The 2657-nt window shown below is 74.5% G+C and carries 5 protein-coding genes; 3 read left to right on the top strand and 2 right to left on the bottom strand.

Annotation, left to right across the window (positions count from 1 at the left end; genetic code table 11):
* Positions 1–84 precede the first annotated feature (84 nt).
* Complete coding sequence (locus ACWGIU_RS35010; RefSeq protein WP_030012991.1) at positions 85–336, bottom strand: hypothetical protein; 252 nt, start codon at positions 334–336, stop codon at positions 85–87.
* 107 nt (positions 337–443) lie between these two features.
* On the opposite strand from ACWGIU_RS35010, the gene ACWGIU_RS35005 reads away from it, so the two are divergent.
* Positions 444–815: an ArsC/Spx/MgsR family protein gene (locus tag ACWGIU_RS35005; protein WP_453712131.1), complete on the top strand. Its 372-nt coding sequence runs from the start codon at positions 444–446 to the stop codon at positions 813–815.
* A gap of 14 nt (positions 816–829) precedes the next feature.
* On the opposite strand, the gene ACWGIU_RS35000 is transcribed toward ACWGIU_RS35005, so the two are convergent.
* A complete protein-coding gene (locus ACWGIU_RS35000; protein WP_453712132.1) occupies positions 830–1678 on the bottom strand; it encodes an alpha/beta fold hydrolase in 849 nt (282 codons plus the stop codon).
* A 152-nt stretch (positions 1679–1830) separates the two neighbouring features.
* On the opposite strand from ACWGIU_RS35000, the gene ACWGIU_RS34995 reads away from it, so the two are divergent.
* Together ACWGIU_RS34995 and ACWGIU_RS34990 are read left to right on the top strand one after the other, a co-directional pair.
* Positions 1831–2286: a MarR family winged helix-turn-helix transcriptional regulator gene (locus ACWGIU_RS34995; protein ID WP_453712130.1), complete on the top strand. Its 456-nt coding sequence runs from the start codon at positions 1831–1833 to the stop codon at positions 2284–2286.
* Positions 2283–2657, top strand: a 375-nt coding sequence (locus ACWGIU_RS34990) for a GntR family transcriptional regulator (protein WP_453712129.1), incomplete at its 3' end; no start/stop codon positions are given. The genes ACWGIU_RS34995 and ACWGIU_RS34990, both read left to right, overlap by 4 nt.

Raw genomic sequence — 2657 nt, 5'->3', positions numbered from 1 at the left:
GTGCTCGGCCGGTCGGGGCACCTGTCGTGCGGTGGGTGACAGCCGTGGCGAGCACGGCCGACGACTGCGGCCGGCAGCTGACGCCTACGACTCCATGATGAACGCGCGCACCATCTTGCAGGTGACGTTCGACGGCCGGTGGATCCCCGTCCGGACGGCCATCGTCCGGATCTTCCGGTTGGTGGCACGCCGAGCGTCGTACGTCCCCGAGTCGAGCAGGGATATCGCCAGCCGCATCGCCTTCAGACGGCGGTTGTGGCTCTCGTACCACTCGCGGGGCAGCCCCGCCGGCAGCGGCTTCTTCTTGACGTGCTGGACGGTGGTGGCAGTGGCCATCTACAGCCTCCCAAACGGTAGTTGGCTTCCTGTCGTTCTCCCTCGATTTTACCGGGGACCACTGACAGAAGCCCCTGGCCAGACCGAGCGCGGATAGGGTCGGCGCCATGGAGATCTGGATCAATCCCGCCTGTTCCAAGTGCCGCGGCGCGCTGACGCTGCTGGACGCGGAGGGCGCCGACTACACGGTGCGCCGTTACCTGGAGGACGTGCCTTCCGAGGACGAGATCCGCGAGGTGCTCGGCCGTCTCGGGCTGGAGCCGTGGGACATCACGCGTACCTCGGACCGGCTCGCCGAGGAGAGCGGCGTCGGGGACCTGCCGCGCGAGGAGACCGACGCGGCGCGCGGGCTCTGGATCGCGCACCTGGCCGCCCACCCGAAGCTCATCCAGCGCCCGATCATCACCGCCGAGGACGGTACGGCCGTGGTCGGCCGCTCCGAGGAGGCCGTCCGCGAGGCCCTGTCCCGCAAGGGCTGAGGGCTGGGCGGTACTCAGAGCGCGAGTCGCCGGACGATCTCCGCGGCCGCCGTCAGCGGCAGCGCGTGGTGCGCCGCCCCGGGCAGTACGTCGACACGCGCACCCGGCAGCACTTCGCGCGCCGCCCGGGCCGCACGGCCGGAGTCGTGGCAGCGGGCGCGCCCGGCGAAGAGGACGTCGACCCGCGGGCCCGCGCCCGGGGGCCGCGCGAGCCCGGCCAGGTCCGGGCGCGCCCCGGTGACCGGCCGGACGGCGGGAAACCCGGCGCACTCCTCCTGCAGCCGCAGCCAGGCCGGATCGAGCGCGGCACCACGGGTCTCCCAGGCGAGGAAGGAGCGGATCCGCTCCGGGGTGGGACGCACCAGCATGGGCAAGGCGCGCACCACGTAGCCCGGGCGCAGCCCCGCGAAGACCTGGGTCGGGTCGAGCAGCACCAGGCGGCCGAGCCGGTCCGGGCGCAGGGCGGCGTAGTGGGCGGCGATCCACGCCCCGTACGAATGTCCGGCGAGGGTCACCGGCCCGCACGGGCCCAGCCCGTCGAGGACCGCGTCGAGCCAGCCGACCAGGTCCCCGGCGGACCGGATCGCCCGGTCGGGCGCCGGGACGCTGAGCCCGGGGTCGCCCACCAGGTCCACGGCGTGCACCCGGTGGGCACGGGCCGCCCCGGCCGCGACACAGGCCCCCCACACGGTGGAGGTGGCCCCGCCGCCGGGCAGCAGCACCAGCGGCGGGGCGCCGGCGGGGCCGCAGCGGTTGACGCGGGTGAGCCCGTACGGTGTGGGCAGGTCGACGGCGTCGACGGGGCCCGGCCATCGGCCGAGCACCGCGTCGTAGGCGGCGCGGAAGGAAGACGTCCCGCGCATGTCCCGCCGCGAGGCCCGATCCAATGCCTTCTCCCCACCCTCGCCAGCCCTCTCTCGTCAGGCGATAATCTCGCTCAGCGAGAGATTCCGCCAGGGGGCGATGTGAACGAGAACGGGAACCCGGACCACCGGGACCCGCGAGCGGGGAACCCATGAACGAGGAACCCGACACCCTTCGACCGGTGCACCTCCTGCGCGCGGTGACCGTCGAATTCGGCCTGCGCCAGGCCGGCTTCGCTGCCCGCAACGGCATGCACCCCACCGACGTACGCGCCCTGATCTGCCTGCTGGACGCGGCCCGCGCCGCCGAACCGGCCACCGCGGGCCTGCTCGGCGCCCGCCTCGGCCTCAACTCCGCCGGCACCACCGCCGTGATCGACCGCCTCGAACGACTCGGCCACGTGGCACGCGTCCGCGACGAACACGACCGGCGCCGGATCCTGCTGCGCGTGGAGCCGGCCGCGATCCGCCTGGGCCAGGAGTTCTTCGGACCCCTGATCGACGGCGTGCTCCAGGTGCTCGACTCCTTCGACCCCGCCGAACGGGAGACCGTACACAGCTTCCTGACGGCCACCCACGCCGTCTTCGCACGGGAGCCGCGCCCATGACCGCAGCCGACCCGGGACCCGGCGGATCCGACCTGCACCTGGAACTCCCCGCCGAGGGCGCCCGGCGGACCGCCCTCGCCCAGGCCCTGCGCGGCGCCGTGCGCAGCGGCCGACTGGCCGGCGGGACGCCGCTGCCGCCGTACCGGACGCTGGCCGCCGACCTCGGACTGGCCCGCAACGCCGTCGCCGACGCGTACGCCGAGCTGGTCGCCGAGGGCTGGTTCACCGCCCGTCAGGGTTCCGGCACCCGTGTCGCCGAGGGGGTCGCCACCACCGACGCTCCCACCGCCCCGGCCGGGCCGGCACCCGACCGGCCCCGCTACGACATGCTCCAGGGAAAGCCGGACCCCGCCTCCTTCCCCCGGGCGGCC

The sequence above is a fragment of the Streptomyces sp. NPDC054840 genome (assembly GCF_053611065.1).
This window is presented reverse-complemented; position numbering and strand designations above follow the sequence as displayed.